The following is an 18,747-nucleotide window of genomic DNA, read 5'->3' on the forward strand; positions in this document are numbered from 1 at the left end:
GGAGCGGGGCTTTGCCCCGCCCCTAGCTGCGCTCTAGGTTCATCGCGAGCAGGTCGGTGACCTGCGGCGCATGGGTGACGGGCAGCATATGCCCGCCGCCTGGAATGCAAGCGGTGCCCACATCCGCCAAACGCTCGGCAATCGCGGCGCAGACTTTGGCAACAATCGGCGGACTTTGGTCGCCGTGGATCAGCATCACCGGCGCGTCGATCCCCTCAATCCCATCGGCGCGCCAAATCTGCCCCGGATCTTCAAAGTTGGCGCTTGAGATGTTGCGCACCATCGGCATTTGCGCGCAAAAGCGCGCGCGCTGATGCTCCGGTAACGCCTCCCACGGCACACCCGCCCCCCAATCGCGCATGAAGCCCTTGGCGGCGGTTTCATAATCGCCCCCATCAATCATCGCTTCAAAATTGTCCTGACTGGCGCGCAGGTCGCGCCATTCGGCGCTGCCCTCCACCGATTTAAAGAGAACAGGCTCAATCAGCGTGAGCGAGCGCACCGCCTCGGGCGCGCCCACCGCGATACGCAGCGCGACCGAAGCGCCGAAACTATGGCCGATCAGATCGACAGGCCGGGTGATGAACCCCGCCGCCAGTTGCGTCACCAGCCGTTGATAGGCGCCGGGTTCTGCCCCCGCCGCCTCCCAAGGACCGGAGTGCCCGTGGCCGGGTTGGTCAAACACCGTCGTCGTCAGCACATCGGCCAGCGGATCAAGTACCGGCCCCCAAAGGCTCGCCGCCCCCAAAGTGCAGTGGATGGCAAGCGCCGGACGCTCCCCCTGCCCGATTTCTTGCCAATTGATCTCGTGGCCAAGCCGCGTTGCGCGCGCCATCAAAGCGCGCCCAGATGCGCGTCAAGGAAATCGAGCCGATCTTGCCCCCAAAAGCGCTGATCGGTTTCGGCCACAATGTAGAAGGGCGAGCCAAAGACCCCGCGCTCCACCGCCTCTTCCAAATTGCGCTCATAAGCCATTGCGCCCGTAAAAAGCCCGGTGGTGACAAGGTTCGGGTCAAACCCGGCCTCTTCCAGCTTTTCGCGCAGCACATCATCTTCGCCGATGTTGCGGTCTTCGACCCAGACCGCGCGGGCAATACCCCGCACCAAAGCGCCCAAATCGCCACCGCCCGCAGCTTGGGCGGCAATCACCGCATAAGAGCCCGGCGCCCCGTTGGGCGGATAGCCCACCGGCTTGAAGTTCATCTCCATATCCAGATGCTTTGACCAGCGCTCAAGTTCCTGCATCCGATAGTCCATCCGGCTTGGGTGGCGCGCCGCAGGCCGCACGCCGCCCGTGCGATCAAAGAGGGTGAGCAGATCAAGCGGTTTATAGGTGATCGTCGCCCCGTGTTTGGCGGCGATTTGCTCCAAACGGTCCCCCGCAAGGTAGGTCCAAGGGCTGAACACCGAGAAAAAGTAATCAATCTGCGCCATAGTATCGCTCCTCGGTCGTGCAAGGTTTGCGGGCAGGCTAGCCCGGTGATAAGGCAGGCGCAATCCGGCGAATCCGTGCCCTCCTCTCCGCCGGCGCCCCAGAAAGGACTATAGATGCCCGCGATGACCGAACCGAAGCTCATTTCCGGCAATGCCAACCGCCCGCTCGCCCAAGCCATTGCCCGGCGGATGTCCATGCATCGCGGCATGTCTGTCGGCTTGGTCGATGCCCGCGTGGAACGGTTCAATGACCAAGAGATCTTTGTCGAGGTCTATGAGAACGTCCGCGGCGAAGACATGTATATCATCCAGCCGACCTCGAACCCGGCGAACGATAACCTGATGGAACTGCTGATCATGACCGATGCGCTCAAGCGCTCCTCGGCCGATCGCATCACCGCTGTCATCCCCTATTTCGGCTATGCCCGCCAAGACCGCCGCGCCAAGGCGCGCACGCCGATCTCGGCGAAGCTGGTGGCAAACCTGCTGACCGAAGCGGGCGTGGACCGGGTGCTGACGCTTGATCTGCACGCGACGCAGATCCAAGGCTTCTTCGATATTCCGGTGGATAACCTTTACGCCGCCCCGGTCTTTGCGCTCGACATCTTGCACCATTTCAAAGGCCAGCTGGACGATGTGATGGTGATCTCCCCCGACGTGGGCGGCGTGGCGCGGGCGCGCGAACTGGCCAAGCGCATCGGCGCGCCGCTCGCCATCGTCGACAAACGCCGCGAAAAGGCGGGCGAAGTCGCCGGCATGACGGTGATCGGCGAAGTAACCGGCAAGAAATGTATCATCGTTGATGACCTTTGTGACACTGCAGGCACCTTGTGCAAAGCCGCCGAAGTGCTGATTGAAGCGGGTGCGACCGAGGTGCATTCCTACATCACCCACGGCGTGATGTCGGGCCCGGCGGTTGAGCGCGTCACCAACTCCGTGATGAAATCGCTGGTGATCACCGATTCCATCGAGCCCACCGAGGCGGTGAAAAACGCCCCTAATATCCGCATCGTGCCTACCGCGCCGATGTTTGCCCAAGCGATCTTGAACACGTGGTCGGGCACCTCGGTCAGTTCGCTCTTCGAGACGGACACTTTGGTGCCGATCTACGAGGGGCTCTACTCCACCGTCTAAGGCTGGACAGGCACTGCCAAATCGCGCAAGGCTCGGGTCATGATGATCCGAGCCTTTTTCATGGTGCCAAGCCGAGGTTCGGCGGCCAAGCGGCTCGCCCTGCCCTAAGCCCTATTTCAGATGCGATAGAAAGGTGGCGATCTCTTCTTCCGTCGTGGCCCAGCTTGTCACCATGCGCGCCGAAAGCGGCTCGGACGCCTCGCCTTCCAAAGACTGATCAAAGGGCCACAGGTAATAGGCTGCCCCCGCCGCATGAAGTTGGCGGTGCGCCGAGCGCGGGAAGGCCGCAAAAACCTCATTCGCTTGCGTCGGGTGCAACAGATGCGCGCCGGGAACTGCGGAGATACCAGCCGAGAGCTTTGCCGCCATCGCATTGGCGTGGCGCGCCAGATCCAGCCACAGATCGCCCTCCAGATAGCCCGCCATTTGCGCGGCCAAGAAGCGATGCTTGGAAAACAGATGCCCGCCCCGTTTGCGGCGCAGTTCAAACTCCCACGCGCGTTTGGGGTCGAACAAGATCACCGCTTCCACGCCCATGCAGCCGTTTTTGGTGCCACCAAAACTTAGCGCCTCGATGCCCGCTTTCCACGTCATCTCGGCCGGTGTGCAGCCCGCACTGACCAAAGCGTTGGCAAAACGCGCGCCATCCATATGCACAGGCAGCTTGAACTCTTGCGCCACGGCGCAAAGCGCGGCGACCTCTTTGGGCGTGTAAATCGCGCCCGCCTCGGTCGCATTGGTGATCGAGACCATGCCGCGCTGAACATTGTGAATGCCCCCGCGCCCGGTGTGGGCGATCGTGCGGCGCAGGGCTTGCGGGTCCATTTTCGCATCGGCCCCATCGACCAACACGAGCTTGGAGCCGCCGGTGTAAAACTCGGGCGCGCCGCATTCGTCTTCTTCGATATGGGCGTTGCGATGGCAAAAAATCGCGCCCCACGGCTGGGTGAGCGCCGCACAAGAAAGCGCATTCGCCGCCGTGCCGGTGGGCACCAGATACACCGCCGCCTCTGGCGCTTCAAAAATCTCGCGTAGGCGCGTGACCACCGCTTTGCTTTGTGCATCCGCCCCGTAAGAGGCCACATGGCCCGCATTGGCCGCCGAAAGCGCAGCCATGATCGCAGGCGCAACGCCTGCGGTATTGTCGGAAGCGAAATGCATCACAGATCCTCGATCACGTAGTCTTGCCAGTCATCCTCGGGCACTTCGGCCTCGGACACCGTCCAGCCGCGCACCGAATGCCCCGTTTCATGCACCGTCTCGGTCGAACCAGAGATCAGATAGTGCCACTCCGGCAGGGGCTTGCCCTCCCACCGCAGCCGATAGGCACAGGTGACGGGCATCCAATAGACGCTTTTCTTGAGCGATTTTGGCGTCAGCCGCACACATTCGGGCACGTAATCGTGGCGGTTGGGGTAGCTCATGCAACGGCAGGTGTCGCCATCGAGCAGCTTACACGCCACACGGGTGAACTCCAATTCGCCCGTGTCTTCATATTCGAGCTTGTTGAGACAGCATTTGCCACAGCCATCACAAAGCGCTTCCCATTCAGCGGGGCGCAAGGCGGTGAGCGGCAAGGTCCAGAATTTGGGGCGCAGAGTGGTCATTGCGCGCAACCTGACAAAACCGAAGCAGATTGGAAAGGGGGCTCAGACGTTGGCGAGGATTTTCCGCGCCTGATCGCAATCTTGTGCCATCTGTTTCATCAAGCCCTCGAGCCCATCGAACTTCATTTCCGGGCGCAAATAGGCCACCAGCGCCACAGAAAGGTGCTGATCGTAAAGATCGCCATCGAAATCGAAGATGAAAGTCTCCAGATTCGGGGTGTTTTCGCCAAACATCGGGCGCACCCCAAGGCTCGCGGCCCCGTGGTAGCTGCCCGCCTGCGGGCCGGTCAGCACATCCACTTTGACGGCATAGACCCCAAGCTTGGGCAGATGCAGGCCAGAGACCGACATATTGGCGGTGGGGAAGCCCAGCCCCTTGCCACGTTTGTCGCCATGCAGCACCGCACCTTCGATCCTGTGCAGGTGGCCCAGCATTTTCGCGGCATCTTCGGGGCGGCCTTCGCTCAACGCGCGGCGGATATTGGTGGAAGACACTTCCACCCCATCAATGTGCAAAAGCGGCGCGACCGTCACCTCGTAACCGTAGCGGTGACCCAGTTCGATCAGTTCCGCCGTGCCCGCCGCGCGGCGCTTGCCAAAGCGGAAATCGCCGCCCACGGTCACATGCGAAACGCCCAAACCCTCGGCCAGCACTTCACGGGCAAAGGCTTCGGGCTCCATCCCCGCCAGTTCTTTGTTGAAGGGCAGCTCAAACAGCCGCTCGACGCCCAGTTTTTCCAGCCGGTGGCTGCGGGCCTCGGCGTTCATCAGCCGGAAGGCAGGTGCATCGGGGGCAAAGACCTCGCGCGGATGCGGCTCAAAGGTGATGATCCCCAAAGGGGCCTCGGTGCGCGCAAGGTCGATCACCGACTGGTGGCCCAGATGCACCCCGTCGAAATTGCCCATCGCCACCGAGGCGCCGCGCGCCTCGGCCCCTAGGCCCGTCCAGTGGGTATAACTATGCATCCGTCCCCGCCTCCGGCGAGGCCGCCGGCCGTGTCGTTAGCTCTTGGCAGCGGGCGCCAGAACCTGCGCCTCACCATCGATGACCACCGTATCGCCCACGCGGCAGCGGGTTTCAAGGGTCACGCGGCGCTTGACCAGGTCAATCGCGGCCACTGTGACTTCGGCGGTCACCACATCGCCCGGGCGCACCGGAGCGCGGAACTTCAGCGATTGGCCCATATAGATCGTGCCATGGCCGGGCAGTTGCTCGCCAATCACCGCCGAGATGAGACCCGCCGACAGCATGCCATGCGCGATACGGCCTTTGAACATAGTGCCCTTGGCGAAGTCTTCGTCCAAATGCACCGGGTTATGATCGGTCGAAACCTCGGCAAAAAGCTCGATATCGCGGTCGGTGATTTCTTTGGTCAGCGAGCGGCTCATGCCGACTTCAAGTTGGTCGATGCTGATCGTGCCACGTTGGATCGTGTCGGTCATGGGGCGCTCCGGGCCTGAGTTCATGTTGCACTGCGGCATAACACGGCGGCAGCCACCATGCAAGCGCAGCGCAATTTAAGAACGCAAGAAAAAGCCTTGACGCAATATAGTTTCTCGAAAGATCTCAGCGCAGCTTGCCGACCGTATATTGCGGGTCTTGCTGACGCGCCCCGAGCCACCCCCCCAACAGATCCGGATCGGGGTTTTCCTGATCGGGACCAAACTGCTCTGCCGCAAGCCCGCCGGTGATGAAGAGAACGTCGATCCCCTCGCCCATCGCGCCAGCCACATCGGTGTTGATACCATCGCCAATCGCCAAAATGCGGCTGTCATCCACCTCGCGCAGTTCCGTCAGGCGGCGGCGCGCCAGATCATAGATCGGCGGATGCGGTTTGCCGAAGTAAAGCGTCTTGCCGCCCATCTCCTCATAAAGCGCGGCCAAGGCCCCGGCGCAGTAAATCCGTTTATCGCCCATATCGACGACAACATCGGGGTTGGCACAGAGCATCGGCAGACCGCGCGTTTTCGCCGCCAAGAACCGGGCGCGATAATCTTCGGGCACCTCGTTCACTTCATCGAAGGGACCGGTGCAAACGATCCCTTCGGCCTCGTCAAAATCGACTCGCTCGATCATGGCGCGGCCCGCCCAAGCGGCAGGAACTTCTTCAAAGAAACCATCATCCTTCGACGGCCCCAAATGCCAAACCTTTTGCCCCACCGCGCCCGCAAACATCGCATCTTGCGCGGCGTCGCCCGAAGATACGATCCCATCATATACAGCGCGCGGCACGCCCATCCGATCCAGCTGCTCCCCCACGAATTTTGCCGGACGCGGTGCGTTGGTCAGCAACATCACCGCACCACCGCGCGCGCGGAACGTGGTCAGTGCCTCAACCGCCGCCGGAAACGGGCGCACGCCGTTGTGAAGGCAGCCCCACAAATCGCAAAAGACAGCGTCATAACGATCAGAAATTTCGTCGAGCGAGCGGATGATACGGGTCATGGGTGGCCTTTCGGAAGTATGGCGCAGGGCTTAAGCCCCAGCGCGCAGGCAGCTTATGGCATTGATACGACAGAATGGCAAAGGTTGTGCCGGGGCCTGCACCACCACCTGTGCTTGCCCCGCCCCCCCAAGCTGCGGTATCTGTTTTGTTCACCACCACCAAAGAAAGCGAGCAGCATGGCCGGCGATCTTCTCTCTTCGTCCCCGACCGAAACCTATGACGCCTCCTCGATTGAGGTGCTCGAAGGGCTCGAACCGGTGCGCAAACGCCCCGGCATGTATATCGGCGGCACCGATGAACGCGCGTTGCATCACATGGTGGCGGAAATCCTCGATAACGCGATGGATGAGGCCGTGGCGGGCCACGCCAACCGCATCGAGCTAGAGATGAACGAAGATGGCTCTGTGACGGTGCGCGACAATGGCCGGGGGATTCCGGTCGACCCGCACCCCAAATTCCCCGGCAAATCCGCGCTTGAGGTGATTTTGTGCACGCTGCACGCGGGCGGCAAATTCTCCAACAAAGCCTATTCGACCTCGGGCGGGTTGAACGGGGTGGGCTCATCGGTGGTGAACGCTCTCTCTGACATTATGGTGGTGCAGGTCGCGCGCAACCGCGAGCTTTTTGAACAGCGCTTCTCGCGTGGTGTGCCGCAAGGCCCGGTGGAAAAGCTGGGCGCGGCCCCGAACCGGCGCGGCACCACCGTGACCTTCCACCCCGATGAGCAGATTTTTGGCTCGCTGACACTGAAGCCCGCGCGGCTTTTCAAGATGGCGCGCTCGAAGGCGTATCTGTTTTCGGGCGTTGAAATCCGTTGGAAAACGGCGATCCCCGATGGCGACACGCCGACGGAGGCGACCTTCCACTTCCCCAATGGCTTGGCAGACTTTTTGGGCGAAACGCTCACCGGGGCCTCCACCTATTCCGACAAACCCTTTGCGGGGCGGGTGAGCTTTGAGGAAAAGTTTGGCGTGCCCGGCTCCGTGGAATGGGCGATTAACTGGACCCCGGTGCGCGACGGGTTCATCCATTCCTATTGTAACACCGTGCCTACGCCCGAGGGCGGCACCCATGAAACGGGCTTCTGGGCCGCGATTTTGAAAGGCATCCGCGCTTACGGCGAGCTTTCCAACAACAAAAAAGCCGCGCAAATCACCCGCGAAGATATGCTGACGGGCGGCTGCGCGCTGATTTCAATCTTCATCCGTGAACCCTCGTTCGTCGGGCAAACCAAAGATCGGCTTTCGACCGAAGAGGCCGCAAAATGGGTCGAAAGCGCCGTGCGTGACCACTTTGACAACTGGCTCGCGGCGGACCCGAAATCGGCTGGCGCGATCTTGGATTTTCTGGTGCTGCGCGCCGAGGAACGGCTGCGGCGGCGCGCGGAAAAGGAAACCTCGCGCAAATCCGCCACCAAAAAGCTGCGCCTGCCCGGCAAGCTGGTGGATTGCTCGGCCACGAACCGTTCGGGCACCGAGCTTTTCATCGTCGAAGGCGACTCGGCTGGCGGCTCGGCCAAAATGGCGCGCGACCGGACCAATCAGGCGCTCTTGCCGCTGCGCGGTAAGATCCTCAACGTGCTCGGCGCGGCAAGTTCGAAACTCGGCCAAAACCAAGAGATCAACGATCTTGCGCAAGCGCTTGGCGTGGGGCTCGGCACAAAGTTCCGCGTCGACGATCTGCGCTATGACAAGGTCATCATCATGACCGATGCGGACGTGGATGGCGCGCACATCGCCAGCCTGTTGATGACCTTTTTCTTCACCCAAATGCGCCCGCTGATCGACAAAGGGCACCTCTACCTCGCCTGCCCGCCACTTTACCGCCTGACCCAAGGCGCGAAGCGGATTTATGTGGCCGACGAGGCCGAAAAAGAGAAATGGCTCAAGAAAGGCCTTGGCGGCAAAGGCAAAATCGATGTGCAACGCTTCAAAGGTCTGGGCGAGATGGACGCCAAAGACCTGAAAGACACGACGATGAACCCCGCCACCCGCAAGCTGATCCGCGTCACGATTGACGACGAATTCGCGGGCGAAACCGATGATCTGGTGGAACGGCTGATGGGCAAAAAACCGGAACTGCGGTTCCAGTATATTACCGAAAACGCCCGGTTCGTTGAAGAGTTGGATGTGTGAGAGGGCAACCCAACACAACCAACTTACAGCCGATGGCATAGTCCTGCCCCGTACCCCAAACTCTCTTGGTCTAGACGTTTGCGCCTTGGGGTCATTTCGGGCGCTTGTGGCGTTGTGAGCGCATCTTAAACGTCAAGCCTCACCCTCAAGCGCTTCAAATACCTCAAAAATACAAAGCATTTACCCTTTTGACTTCACCAAGTTTTGGAGATTTTGAGCGATCCAGAAACGTGCGGGGCATGCACTTCACAGGGGTCTTGGGTGACGACCTATACGTTCACGGGCTACAATTTCACCGATTACGTGCCGGTGAGTGGCGCGCCCAATGTGGGCGCGACGTTCCGCATTAGCCCGGATTTTGACGCCGCAACCGATGCGATCACCTTCACCGTCACCGATGATGACACAACGCTTTCGGGTGGCAGCGGGTCGATCCAAGATGCGACGCAGCAAACCGCCACCGTTACCGATGCGCTGGGCAGCACGCTTTACTCCGGCACGATCCGGATCGGCTGGGAAGCCACCTTCACCCTGCCCGATGGCTCAACCGTCCATGTTTGGGATGTCTGGACGGGGGATAGCGGTGGCTCGCGGATTGGGCTGATTGCCGATGCCGAACTGCCCCCCGGTGTCACCTTCCAGATCACAGATTATGTGGAAGGCACCAGTTCCGCCGTTTGGCCCAGCTATTCGGCGATTTCCGACCCGACGACCGACCCAGACAGCAGCCAGACGATCCTTGGTGGGAACTTGGCGGATTCGCTTTACGGCGGCGATGGCGATGACAGCATCGACGGGGGTGCAGGCAACGACACGATTGATGGTGGTGCGGGCAATGACACCATTGATGGCGGCACAGAGAATGATGCGATCTATGGCGGCACGGGGGACGACAGCCTCACCGGCGGCAGTGGCGATGATCAGATCTGGGGCGATGACGGTGCTGATACGCTTTCAGGCGGCGCGGGCAGCGACAACCTAACGGGCGGGGCGGGCGACGACCTGTTCCTGATCAGCGATGCCGACGATTTCGACAATATCGATGGCGGCACCGAGACTGACACGATTGAGTTCAGTTCCAGCACGCAAGGGGTCACCGTCACTTGGTCGGGCGTCACCTCTGGGAGCTATGATTTTGACGCCACGACCGGTTCGGGCAGTTTCAACAATGTCGAATCGATCACCGGCACCGATTACGATGATACCTTTAATGCCTCTGGCGCCGGATCGGGCGTGTCGGTCGATGGCGGTGCGGGCGATGATGTTTTCACCGGATCGAATTTTGCCGATAGCCTGACCGGCGGGCTGGGCAATGATACAATCACCACCGGGACCGGGGCCGATACGATCTCGATGACCTCGGGCGACGGGGTCGATACCGTCACCGATTTTGACCTTACGGGCCTTGGCAGCGGGCCAACCACCGACCAATTGGATACCTCCGCGCTCACCGGCGGCACCGGCACGGGCGGTACGGTCCGCGCCTTTGACGTGGTTGTGACCGATGATGGCTCGGGCAATGCGCTCCTGACCTTCCCCTCGGGCGAGCAATTGCTACTGACGGGTGTCGCACCTGCCTCTATTAGTTCCGCTTCCAGCCTGCATGCGATGGGCATTCCCTGCTTTGTCGCGGGAACGCAGATCGCCACGCCCTCCGGGCCGCGCAAGGTGGAAAGCTTGAGGCCGGGGGATTTGGTGCTGACTCGCGACCACGGCGCGCAACCCGTTCTATGGGCCGCAGGGCGAACAATCGCACCCCTCACGCTCGCGAACCGCGTTGCGCTGCGCCCGGTGGAGATTCTTGCCAACGCGCTTGGGAATACGCGACCTTTGCGGGTGTCGGCCCAACATGCGGTTTTGGCGGAGATTGGCGGCACTCCTCAGCTTTTGCGCGCCAAACATCTGGCGGAATTTGCGCCCCATCTGGCGCGTGTGCTCCAGCCGAACCGCGCCATATCTTATCACCATCTGCTTTTGCCCACCCATGCGCTGATCTGTGCGGAAGGGGTGTGGAGCGAAAGCCTCTGGCCCGGCCCGATGGCCTTTGCCGCGCTTTCGCCTGCCGACAAAGCGGGGCTTTTACGCCTGCGCCCCGATCTTGCGGCGGGGCTGCTGGGGCTGGCACCGATCGAACCGGCCTATGGGCCGCCCGCGCAACCGATCTTACGGCGGCGCGCGTTGCGCCACCTTTTGGGCGGGCGTCTCACAGCCTGATCCGCTCTCGACCTAGTGCAAATGTCCCGAGCATCCGCGGATGCCGCGAGCCAAACCACTTTGCGCTTGCGCCGCGCTCGGTTCCCTCTATCTTCCGATTCCACCTCGGGGTGCCCAGTTGGGCTGAGATGCGCTTGCGCGAACCCGTCGAACCTGAACCGGTTAAGACCGGCGGAGGGAAGGTGCCGGGCTCTCCCGGCCTGACCCCGCCCGTCAGGCCATTGGAGAGAGAAATGACCAAACCTCTGATGCTTGCGGGATGTCTTTTGGCGGCGCTGCCTGCCTTTGCAGAAGATATGCCCACGCTCACCGTTTATGCGCCCGAATATTTCACCTCGGAATGGGGCCCGGGCCCAAAGATCGAGGAAGGCTTTGAAGCCATTTGCAAATGCGATCTGAAATTTGTCGCGGGCGATGTTCTGCCGCGCATCTTACTTGAGGGGGAAAACACCCAAGCCGATGTGGTGATTGGGCTCAACACCGATGTTTCGGCACGTGCGCGGGCGACCGGGCTATTCGCCCCGCATGGTCAAGACCTAGCAAGCCTGACGATGCCGGTCGCTTGGGAGGATGCGGTTTTCTTGCCCTTTGATTGGTCGGAGACAGCCTTCATCTATGATCGCACCAAGCTCGCCAATCCGCCCGCCTCTTTTGCCGACCTGCTCGCGGCCCCTGCCCATGCTTACAAGATCGCCATTCAAGACCCGCGTGCCTCAACCTCGGGCCTCGCGCTGCTGCTTTGGGTGAAGCACATCTATGGCGACAAAGCGGGCGAGGCTTGGGCAAAGCTTTCCCCAAAGGTGCTGACCGTCACGCAAGATTGGTCCGAAAGCTATGGGCTTTTCACCGAAGGCGAGGCGGATATGGTGCTGAGCTTCACCACCTCGCCCGCCTATCACCGCATCGCCGAGGGCGATGACACAAAGGTCGCCGCGATCTTCCCCGAAGGCCATTATTTCTACGCGGAACTCGCTGCCCAACTGAAAGGGGCGAAGCACCCCGAACTTGCGCAGGCGTTCATGGATTATATCCTGTCGGACGCTTTCCAAGGCATGATCGCCACCGCAAACTGGTCCTATCCGGTGATAGAAAAGCCGGGCTTCCTGCCCGAAGGTTTTGCCACCCTACCGCGCCCCGAAACCACCTTCTTCTATTCGGAAGAAGAGGCCGAGGCGTTGCGCGGCCCGGCGGTTGAGGAATGGCGCGCGAATTTCGGCAAATGATCCCGGCGGCGCTGGCGGCGACTTTGGTGGCCGCGCTGGTGCTGGCGCCCCTTGGTGCGGTGATTGTCCGCGCCGGGGGGCTTTCGGCTTTGGCTCCCTCGGATCTGGAGGCACTGCGGTTCACGCTTTGGCAAGCGACGCTTTCGGCGGCGATCAGTTGCGCCTTGGCGGTGCCCGTGGCGCGCGCGCTGCATCGGCGCCGCTTTCCCGGGCGCGGGCTTTTTATCGCGCTGATGGGGGCACCGTTTTTGCTGCCCACCATCGTCGCCGTGATGGGGCTTTTGGCGATTTTGGGGCGCCGTGGCGTGGTCAATAGTGGGCTCACGGCACTCGGCTTGCCGGAGCTTTCGCTTTACGGGCCGCAAGGCGTGGTGGTGGCGCATGTGTTTTTGAACCTGCCGCTCGCCACGCGGATGCTGCTGCATGGCTGGCAGGCGATCCCGTCTGAACGGGTGCGGCTAGCGTTGTCACTTGGCCTTCCGCCTGCGCAAATCCACCGCCAGTTGGAGCGCCCGATGCTGCGCGCCATCCTGCCCGGCGCGTTCTTGGCGATTTTCCTTGTCTGCCTGACCTCTTTTGCCGTGGCGCTGACCTTGGGTGGTGGGCCGCGCGCCTCTACGCTGGAGGTGGCAATCTATCAAGCCTTCCGGTTTGAGGCCGATTTGGGCCGCGCCGCAGCGCTTTCGGCACTGCAAATTGTGCTGGCGCTGGTCGCCCTTGGCATCGCATCGCGGCTCACCTTGCCCAGCGCTTTTGGCGCGGGGCTCGACCGCGCTTTGCCCGCGAATTTAGCCCCCGGCCGCCTGCACCGCGTGATCGACGCCACTGCCCTTTTGACCGCAGCGGCGTTCTTGCTGGCGCCACTGCTTGCCATTGCGCTGCGGGGCATTGGGGAAATCCCAACGCTTCCCGCTTCGATCTGGCACGCGGCCCTCACCTCAATCTTGCTCGCAATCGGCGCAACGGCGCTCACCCTCGCGCTGGCCCTGCCGCTTGCCCTTGCCGCGCCGCGCGCGCGCTGGGCCGAAGCGGTGGCGATGCTGCCGCTTACGGCCTCGGCTTTGGTGCTGGGGACGGGGCTGTTTTTGATTGTCCGGCCCTTAGTTGCACCCACCGCGCTCGCATTGCCAGTGACGCTAATCGTCAACGCCACGCTCTCTCTGCCCTTTGCGGTGCGGCTGCTGCTCCCCGAAATCCGCACTCTTCAGGGCGATTATGACCGGCTCGCCGCGAGCCTGAACCTTACCGGCTTTGCCCGGCTAAGGCTGCTCACGCTTCCCCGGCTTGCCCGCCCCTTAGGCTTTTCTGCGGGGATCGCCGCCGCCTTTTCGATGGGCGATCTTGGCGTAATCACGCTTTTTTCGGATGGTCAGATTAAAACCTTGCCACTCGCGCTCTACAGTCTGATGGGCAGCTACAGAATGGATCAGGCCGCCGGAGCCGCTTGCTTGCTGATGGCCCTCACCTTCGGCCTTTACGCCCTCTTCGACCGGATCGGAGCCCATGCTGACCCTCGATAAGCTCCTGATCGAGCAAGACAATTTCCGGCTCCGCGCCGATCTCACCCTCAAGCGCGGCTCCTGCACGGCGATCCTCGGCCCTTCGGGTGCGGGAAAGTCCACGCTGCTGACCACGCTGGCAGGGTTCCTAAACCCAACCTCGGGCCGCTTGCTGTGGGACGGTGAAGATATCACGACGATGGCCCCCGGCCTGCGCCCGCTGTCGATCTTGTTTCAAGATCAAAACTTGTTCCCGCATCTGAGCGTGGCGCAAAACCTTGGGCTCGGCATCTCGCCCCGCCCAAGGCTTAGCGCGACCGATCATGCGCGTATTGCCAAGGCGCTTGACCGCGTTGGGCTTTCGGGGATGGGGGCGCGCAAGCCGGGGTCGCTTTCGGGCGGGCAGCAGGGGCGGGTGGCGCTGGCCCGATGCCTGTTGCGCGCCAAACCGCTCTTGTTGCTGGATGAGCCCTTTGCAGCGCTTGGGCCCGCGCTGAAAGCCGATATGCTGGCTTTGGTGGCCGAGATTGCCGACGAACAGGGCACTACGGTGATCATGGTCAGTCATGACCCAAATGACGCCAAAGCGCTTTGCTCAGAAACCGTGCTTTTGGCCGATGGTGTCGCGCAGCCTCCCCGCCCCACCGATGATCTGTTGGCCGACCCGCCGCCCGCACTCGCGGCCTATCTTGGCCGATAAAGCACAGCAGCGCCCCCTCACCGAGCCGTGCCTTTGCAAGCCCTTGGTGCATCGGTATAACGGGTTCAACAGCTAGCCACCCCAACGGATGGACCGATGATGATTTCGAAATTCGCCCTTTTGCTGCCGATGGCCGCCGCTTTGTCGCTTTCTGCTTGCACCAATCCCGAACCCGCCCCGGTGACCGATCCCGTGCCCACGCCGCATATGACGGCGCCGGTTTCACAACTGGGAGCTTTGGAAGAGCGCGAACCCGATACCTGCCACGCCGCAGAGTACACTTCGGCGCTGGGGCAACCTTCGGCCATCATCCCGACGCTGGGGATCACCCGCCCGATCAATGTGGTCGAATGGCGTGGGATCGAGCCGCAGGAATATAATCCGCAACGGATCGTGTTCCGGCTCGATGTGAACGGCAATATCTTCAACATTGATTGCGGCTGAGCCAAAGCTCAACCGCACACGGCCCAGAAGGTCTGGTTACATCTTGAACCGGCCGTGGCAATCCTTGCAGGCGGCCTGAACCGGGTTTAGCGTATCGGCGATATCTTTGGCCGATCCGCCTTTTAGCTCATTTGCGGCCTTCAAAAGCCGGTTCACCTTCAGGCGAAACTCAGAGCGTTCCTGCCAAATGATCGGCAGCGCTTCGGAAACGGGATCATCGGCGGGCGCTTTGAAGGCAGGGCCAACTTGGTCCGCATCGCGGCGCAATGCCTCGATCACCGCTTCGATCTTTTCAGCATCATAAGCGATTTTACCGCTGGCCGTTTCAGACAACAGCTTGGTGTGCGCCTTGAGATCCTGCATCAGCGCGATCCGCGCCTTCACATCAGGGTCTTTTGCCTCTTCCCCCGCGATGGCGGCGGTTCCAAGGGCAAGGCTCAGGGCCATCATCGGGATCAGTCTTGCGTGCATCGGGGCCTCCTCGTTCGTGGCGGCAAGATGCGGGCAATGCTGCGGCAAGGCAACCAAAAGCCGATCACGAAAACGAAAACCCCGCCCTTGCGGACGGGGTCTATCGTGCGAAAGCCGCCCCGGTGAGCGAACTGGGTGGGGGCTGTTGACCGCCCACCGGGGCTTCAGCGTTTTCCGCTGCGTTCCCTTTTCGCTGCAAAAGCAGGCGCAACTTCGCTGGCTAAAAGACATTTTTCAGACCATTTTCGGGCCATACCAAGGCAAGGTAAATATCTGCAGACTGCGTTTTTCACGGGGCATTGATTTGCTGCTTCGGCGGTGTCACCATTTGGTCATGACGCTGCAACCACCAAGCCCGTTTCCACCGCCTTCTTCTGCGCCCGCGCAGGTGGCTTTTGACAGGATGGAGCTTGGCGCGATCCTTGGCCTCTATGGGCGCATGGTGGCGATGACCGAGGCGCGCGACTATGCGATGAGCTTTTTGCGCGATCACGCGGTCTTTGCGATCTTTCGGCGGACCGCAGAAACCCCGCTTTACCGGATCGAGAAGCGCCCAAGCCTGCGCAACAAACAAGGCCAATATGCGCTGATCGGGGCGGAGGGGCAGGTGCTCAAACGCGGCCACGAACTGGCGCAAGTGCTGCGCGTGATTGAACGCAAGCTGATCCGCGCGGTGGATTGACGTTAGACTGGGCGTTTACGGCCAAACCAACGCGCCTCGCCGCTTGCCGCAATGCGTGCCAAGCACCCGTCGATCGGTTCGTAGACCACCGCCATCGCATGGCCATTGGCATGGAGCAGCAGATCGGGGCTGACGGCTATGGCGATATGCCCCGCCCAAAAGAACAGATCCCCGCGTTGGGTGGAGGTATCCTCGGGCAGGAAATCGCCAAAAGCTGCGCGTTGCAGATCGCTGTCGCCCGGACAGGCGCGGTGGCAAAGCGCATAGGCCAGTTGCACCAAGCCCGAACAATCAATGCCAAAGCTCGCATTGCCACCCCAAAGATACGGCGCTCCCAAAAGCCGCTCGGCCACCGAGACGGGGTCGGTCTCGGGCAGATCAATCGGGCGCAAATGTCTGGCGGGCACCCAGCCCTCGGGCGTGCGGGCCAGATCGCCCGCTTGATCGAGCACCGTGAGCCGCGCACCAAGCGACAGCGCGCCATGCTCGCCACGCTTGATTGAAGCTTCACGGTAAAGATGCGTGCCGCGCGTTGCCACTACATGGGTGGCGGGGCTTGGCGGGGCCACGGCCTGCGCTGTGATCCAGCCGCAATAGCCATCGGCTTGCGCCTGCACAAAGGCGCTTTCGCCGCGCCGCTCAATCACCACAACTTCAGCCCCGTAAAGCAGCTGTCGGTCCCGCCCGCCCTCGGGTTTGGTGGACAGGTCAACGACAGACGTACCAATGCGCGCGGGTTCACCCGGCACAAAAGCTTCGGCTTCCACCTGCCCACGCAGGGTTTCGAGCGCGAAGCGGCCCGAAAACGGGCTCAGGCGCGCGTCACTCATAGCGCGAACAGCGTCGAGAGCGCGCCGCAAATCGCCCGCCCGCCTTGACCAAAGCCGCCCTTTGCGCGGCCCGGCGCAGCGGTTGGCTGCCACGCATAAATGTCAAAATGGGCGAAACGCTCGGTCTCGGTCACGAAGCGGCGCAGGAAAAGCGCGGCCGTGATGGACCCGGCCATACCGCCCGACGGCGCGTTATCCAGATCAGCCACGCCCGGCTCAATCATCCCCTCGTAAGGCACCCAGAACGGCATCCGCCAAAGCGGATCGGCATTCGCTTGGCTTGCCGCAGCGAGCGCCTCGGCCAAGTCTTCATCATCGGTGTAGAACGGCGGCAGGTCCGGCCCCAAGGCCACCCGCGCCGCGCCCGTGAGCGTGGCCATGCAACAAATCAGATCAGGGGCTTCTTCATCCGCTGCGGCCAAAGCATCGGCCAAAACCAGCCGACCCTCGGCATCGGTATTGTTGATCTCGACACTCAGCCCCTTGCGCGAGGTAAAGATGTCACCGGGGCGGAAAGCGTTACCCGCAACCGCATTTTCCACCGCCGGGAGCAAAACACGCAAGCGCACCGGCAGACCCAGCGCCATGATCATATGCGCGGTGGCGAGCGTATTGGCCGCGCCGCCCATGTCTTTTTTCATCAGCCCCATGCTGGAGCCGGGTTTGAGGTTCAGCCCGCCCGTGTCAAAGCATACCCCTTTGCCTACCAGCGCGACCTCCGGCCCCGCATCGCCCCAGCGCAAATCAATCAAGCGCGGCGCGCGGGGGCTGGCCTGCCCAACGGCATGAATGAGCGGATAACCCTGAGCTAAAAGCTCTTCCCCCACCACGGCGGTGACCGTAGCGCCATGCAAAGCGCCAAGCACGCGGGCAGCCTCTTCAAGCTCCGCAGGCCCCAGATCATTGGCCGGGGTGTTCACAAGGTCACGCGCCAAAGCCTCGGCCTCGGCCATCACCTCAAGGCGATGGGCGTCCACACCCTTAGGTGCCACAAGCCGCGCGCCGGGGGCTTTCGCCTCGGCATAACGATCAAACCGATAGCCTTCAAACAGCCAACCCAGTGCTTCGGTTGAAAGATCAAACTCCTCCAACTCCCCCGCAAGCTGCCACGCGCCTGCAGGCAGCTTGGCGGCAAAGCCTGCAAGCGTGAACCGGCTCCGCGCGCGTTTTTCGGCACCGCCAATCCCCCCCAACGCGCCCGCAAGCGCGCCGGTTTCGTCCGCCAACAAACACAGGCTGCCCGCCGCGCCGGTAAAGCCCTGCGCGGTGGCAAATGCTTGCTGCGCAGCGCTCAGCCCCCCAGGGAGGGGAGCGCCTTGCGTCACGAGATACAAAGGAAGCGCTTCTGCCCCGCTGTCGGCAAAGCGCATTTCGGGGCGGAAACGGAACAGGTCGGTCATTGAGGCAACTCCGGGCAATTTGCCCCAAGCCTAGCGCGCCCGACACCGCCTGCAAGCCCCGAAGGACAGGATCAGATACGCATATCCTGCAAATCCCACACAGCGGTGAGCGAGCGTTCCGCGATCCGCACCAAACGCGCCAAAACCGCCGCTTGCGAGATTTTGTCTTTGCGCTCAACGCACAAAAGAAGATCTTCGGCCACGCGGGTCAGCATCACCATGCCCACTTGCCCGGCAAGCTTCGCCATTTCGCGCGCGGCCCGCTCAAGCAGTTCCGCCCGGCCTTCTTGCGCGGCCAATTGCGCCGCCACCAGATGCACGGCCAAGTCTTCCATCGCGGCGGCAATCAAGCGCTCGGCGCCCAATTCCCCCAATTCCGCATAAATCACCACAAGGCGGTCCGGATCGAGCCGCACCGGCTCGTCCATCCGCAGCTTTTCAATTGCGCTCACCCCAGCCTCCGCTTTCGCACCTTGACCCCCACGGTCGAAAGCCAATCTGACCTGCAAGCCTCAAGAAAAGGTTGA

19 protein-coding genes and 1 riboswitch are annotated in these 18,747 nt (G+C 62.0%); of the genes, 8 read left to right on the forward strand and 11 right to left on the reverse strand.

Annotated elements, in window-relative coordinates:
• Positions 1-22 precede the first annotated feature (22 nt).
• Both CRO18_RS01500 and CRO18_RS01505 read right to left on the reverse strand, forming a co-directional pair.
• Positions 23-835 carry an alpha/beta fold hydrolase gene (locus tag CRO18_RS01500; protein WP_097080806.1) on the reverse strand — a complete coding sequence of 271 codons (813 nt, stop codon included), beginning with the start codon at positions 833-835 and terminating at the stop codon, positions 23-25.
• Positions 835-1,434, reverse strand: coding sequence for a 2-hydroxychromene-2-carboxylate isomerase (locus CRO18_RS01505; protein WP_097080807.1), 600 nt, complete (start codon positions 1,432-1,434; stop codon positions 835-837). Before CRO18_RS01505 ends, CRO18_RS01500 begins: the two co-directional genes overlap by 1 nt.
• A 114-nt stretch (positions 1,435-1,548) precedes the next feature.
• Between CRO18_RS01505 and CRO18_RS01510 the strand changes: the two genes are divergently transcribed.
• Positions 1,549-2,568: a ribose-phosphate pyrophosphokinase gene (locus CRO18_RS01510; protein ID WP_076484892.1), complete on the forward strand. Its 1,020-nt coding sequence runs from the start codon at positions 1,549-1,551 to the stop codon at positions 2,566-2,568.
• Positions 2,569-2,679: 111 nt separating this feature from the next.
• Here CRO18_RS01510 and CRO18_RS01515 read toward each other — a convergent pair whose 3' ends face one another.
• The 5 genes from CRO18_RS01515 to CRO18_RS01535 form a co-directional block, all read right to left on the reverse strand.
• Positions 2,680-3,729 (reverse strand): low specificity L-threonine aldolase, encoded by a 1,050-nt coding sequence (locus CRO18_RS01515; protein ID WP_097080808.1) that lies wholly within the window; start codon positions 3,727-3,729, stop codon positions 2,680-2,682.
• Entirely contained in the window at positions 3,729-4,175 is a 447-nt protein-coding gene (locus CRO18_RS01520) for a YcgN family cysteine cluster protein (protein ID WP_076484894.1), read from the reverse strand. Before CRO18_RS01520 ends, CRO18_RS01515 begins: the two co-directional genes overlap by 1 nt.
• 42 nt (positions 4,176-4,217) lie before the next feature.
• A complete protein-coding gene (locus CRO18_RS01525) occupies positions 4,218-5,141 on the reverse strand; it encodes a bifunctional riboflavin kinase/FAD synthetase (RefSeq protein WP_097080809.1) in 924 nt (307 codons plus the stop codon).
• Between the two features lie 36 nt (positions 5,142-5,177).
• Positions 5,178-5,618: a MaoC family dehydratase gene (locus tag CRO18_RS01530; RefSeq protein WP_097080810.1), complete on the reverse strand. Its 441-nt coding sequence runs from the start codon at positions 5,616-5,618 to the stop codon at positions 5,178-5,180.
• A 124-nt stretch (positions 5,619-5,742) separates the two neighbouring features.
• The gene (locus CRO18_RS01535) at positions 5,743-6,621 is read right to left on the reverse strand and encodes a TIGR01459 family HAD-type hydrolase (protein ID WP_097080811.1); all 879 of its coding nucleotides are present in this window, start codon (positions 6,619-6,621) and stop codon (positions 5,743-5,745) included.
• Between the two features lie 177 nt (positions 6,622-6,798).
• Between CRO18_RS01535 and parE the strand changes: the two genes are divergently transcribed.
• From parE to CRO18_RS01565, 6 genes are all read left to right on the forward strand, one after another.
• Positions 6,799-8,757 carry a DNA topoisomerase IV subunit B gene (gene parE / locus CRO18_RS01540; RefSeq protein WP_097080812.1) on the forward strand — a complete coding sequence of 653 codons (1,959 nt, stop codon included), beginning with the start codon at positions 6,799-6,801 and terminating at the stop codon, positions 8,755-8,757.
• Between the two features lie 261 nt (positions 8,758-9,018).
• Positions 9,019-10,971 carry a Hint domain-containing protein gene (locus CRO18_RS01545; protein WP_170952522.1) on the forward strand — a complete coding sequence of 651 codons (1,953 nt, stop codon included), beginning with the start codon at positions 9,019-9,021 and terminating at the stop codon, positions 10,969-10,971.
• A gap of 96 nt (positions 10,972-11,067) precedes the next feature.
• Positions 11,068-11,168, forward strand: a riboswitch (TPP riboswitch).
• 36 nt (positions 11,169-11,204) lie between these two features.
• Positions 11,205-12,194 carry a thiamine ABC transporter substrate binding subunit gene (locus CRO18_RS01550; RefSeq protein ID WP_097080814.1) on the forward strand — a complete coding sequence of 330 codons (990 nt, stop codon included), beginning with the start codon at positions 11,205-11,207 and terminating at the stop codon, positions 12,192-12,194.
• On the forward strand, positions 12,170-13,714 hold the full coding sequence (locus tag CRO18_RS01555) for an ABC transporter permease subunit (RefSeq protein ID WP_097080815.1): 1,545 nt from the start codon (positions 12,170-12,172) through the stop codon (positions 13,712-13,714). The genes CRO18_RS01550 and CRO18_RS01555 overlap by 25 nt, the downstream gene beginning before the upstream one ends.
• Positions 13,698-14,393 carry an ATP-binding cassette domain-containing protein gene (locus CRO18_RS01560; RefSeq protein ID WP_097080816.1) on the forward strand — a complete coding sequence of 232 codons (696 nt, stop codon included), beginning with the start codon at positions 13,698-13,700 and terminating at the stop codon, positions 14,391-14,393. The genes CRO18_RS01555 and CRO18_RS01560 overlap by 17 nt, the downstream gene beginning before the upstream one ends.
• A 96-nt stretch (positions 14,394-14,489) precedes the next feature.
• On the forward strand, positions 14,490-14,837 hold the full coding sequence (locus tag CRO18_RS01565; RefSeq protein WP_245826510.1) for a hypothetical protein: 348 nt from the start codon (positions 14,490-14,492) through the stop codon (positions 14,835-14,837).
• 36 nt (positions 14,838-14,873) lie between these two features.
• On the opposite strand, the gene CRO18_RS01570 is transcribed toward CRO18_RS01565, so the two are convergent.
• Positions 14,874-15,308, reverse strand: a complete 435-nt coding sequence (locus CRO18_RS01570; protein ID WP_170952523.1) for a cytochrome c — start codon at positions 15,306-15,308, stop codon at positions 14,874-14,876.
• Positions 15,309-15,642: 334 nt separating this feature from the next.
• Here CRO18_RS01570 and CRO18_RS01575 point away from each other — a divergent pair, with 334 nt between their 5' ends.
• Positions 15,643-15,990 carry a DUF2794 domain-containing protein gene (locus CRO18_RS01575; protein WP_076485043.1) on the forward strand — a complete coding sequence of 116 codons (348 nt, stop codon included), beginning with the start codon at positions 15,643-15,645 and terminating at the stop codon, positions 15,988-15,990.
• 2 nt (positions 15,991-15,992) lie between these two features.
• Here CRO18_RS01575 and CRO18_RS01580 read toward each other — a convergent pair whose 3' ends face one another.
• From CRO18_RS01580 to CRO18_RS01590, 3 genes are all read right to left on the reverse strand, one after another.
• The gene (locus CRO18_RS01580) at positions 15,993-16,820 is read right to left on the reverse strand and encodes a C40 family peptidase (protein ID WP_097080818.1); all 828 of its coding nucleotides are present in this window, start codon (positions 16,818-16,820) and stop codon (positions 15,993-15,995) included.
• Positions 16,817-18,220: a M17 family metallopeptidase gene (locus tag CRO18_RS01585; protein WP_097080819.1), complete on the reverse strand. Its 1,404-nt coding sequence runs from the start codon at positions 18,218-18,220 to the stop codon at positions 16,817-16,819. Before CRO18_RS01585 ends, CRO18_RS01580 begins: the two co-directional genes overlap by 4 nt.
• 71 nt (positions 18,221-18,291) lie before the next feature.
• Positions 18,292-18,672, reverse strand: coding sequence for a hypothetical protein (locus tag CRO18_RS01590; RefSeq protein WP_139327824.1), 381 nt, complete (start codon positions 18,670-18,672; stop codon positions 18,292-18,294).
• Between the last annotated feature and the right edge of the window lie 75 nt (positions 18,673-18,747).

This window comes from Rhodobacter sp. JA431 (genome assembly GCF_900217725.1).
GTDB classification, from domain to species: Bacteria; Pseudomonadota; Alphaproteobacteria; order Rhodobacterales; family Rhodobacteraceae; genus Rhodobacter; species Rhodobacter aestuarii.